Raw genomic sequence first — 1,026 nt, forward strand, 5'->3', positions numbered from 1 at the left:
CTCAGGTGCGTTATGGCATTCAGGGCCGCTCCACCGTTCTGGTATGGTTGCGTAAACATGGTCGGCAAGATTGGAGCCAGGGGGCTTCTGTGCGTGCCGGCAGGAGCATCACCATGCCTGACCCCGACAACCAGACGCCCGAACAGCGCATCAAGGAACTTGAGCAGCAGCTGGCGCTGATGAGTCAGAAAGCCCAGTTCTTTGAGGCCGTCGTCGATGTACTGAAGAATGACTACGGCGTATCCATCGTAAAAAAGCGACCCGGCAAGTCCTCTCGCAGCGGCAAGTCGAGAGGCTGAGCATTGTCAGGGCTTGCCTGTTTCTGGGGATAAGCCGGCAGGCCTACTACAAGCGCAATCGGGTCGCCGACGAGCGCCATGCACAGGGCTTGCAGGTGGCGCGCTTTGTGCGTCAGGTTCGACAGCGACAACCTCGGGTGGGCACTCGCAAGCTGCATTATCTGCTGCAGGGTCAGGATGATGGCGGGCTCAAGGTCGGGCGGGACAGGCTGTTTCGGATATTGGCCGAGCACCGCCTGCTGGTGCAGCCCAGGCGGGCGTATCACAAGACCACCCACAGTTTTCACCGTTTCTACCGTCATCCCAACTTGCTCAAGGCGGGGCCAGAGCAGGTCACACCGGTGGCCCCGGAGCAGGTCTGGGTCGCAGATATCACCTATCTGCCAGCCAGGAGCGGACCGCTGTACCTGAGCCTGGTGACGGATGCCTACTCACGCAAGATAGTGGGCCATCACGTGCACGAAGGGATGCACGCCGAATCGGTGGCGATGGCGTTCAAGAAAGCGCTGAAGCAACGACGTGGCAGCGGGGAGCTAATCCATCACTCGGACCGCGGCGTGCAGTATTGCTCGGTGCTGTATCAGTCACTACATGAACGGTACGGGGTGAAATGCTCGATGACGGATGGGTATGACTGTTACCAGAATGCGTTGGCGGAGCGGGTGAACGGGATTTTGAAAGGAGAGTTATTGTTGCAAAGCCCGCAGGATTTGACGCAAGCGCGGGA

1 pseudogene is annotated in these 1,026 nt (G+C 59.4%); it reads left to right on the forward strand.

Annotated elements, in window-relative coordinates:
* A pseudogene (locus tag ACW5XC_RS20375) lies at positions 1–1,026 on the forward strand (IS3 family transposase); the annotation flags it as partial.

The organism is Aeromonas sp. 25-AL00135, assembly GCF_054052385.1.